This window comes from Alitiscatomonas aceti (genome assembly GCF_025567195.1).
Lineage (GTDB): Bacteria > Bacillota > Clostridia > Lachnospirales > Lachnospiraceae > Alitiscatomonas > Alitiscatomonas aceti.
Genome location: NZ_JAOQJF010000097.1, coordinates 1 through 351, shown reverse-complemented (window position 1 = coordinate 351; position 351 = coordinate 1). Strand labels below are relative to the sequence as shown.

1 protein-coding gene is annotated in these 351 nt (G+C 49.0%); it reads right to left on the bottom strand.

The annotated features are described in order from the left end of the window. Nucleotides 1–109: 109 nt before the first annotated feature. A partial coding sequence (locus OCV69_RS16665; protein WP_262563255.1) for a hypothetical protein occupies nt 110–351 on the bottom strand: 242 nt, incomplete at its 5' end.

The following is a 351-nucleotide window of genomic DNA, read 5'->3' as shown; positions in this document are numbered from 1 at the left end:
CTTCCTGGCCGATCGGGGCCAGGACCTTGATCTCCATCCCCTTCGCCGCCAGTTCCAGGGCTTTTGCCATATCAATCTGTTTCACAAACATATTTCTTCCCTCCTGTACCTATTCCCTGGCATTGATCAGATCCATCCACATCACGCTCTCACATACTCCGCTCTCCAGCTGTACATGGACAAAATACTCATAAATGCCAATAACAACCGCTTGTCTCGGGATCCCGGTCTTAACTGCCCCAAATGAGTCTTTGGCGCATGCCTTCTGGGTCGTTATCATAACCTTTGACCCGATCTTAATCTTCTTTTTCGCTTCTGCAATACTCCGGATTTTCAATGGTTCCCCCTCCT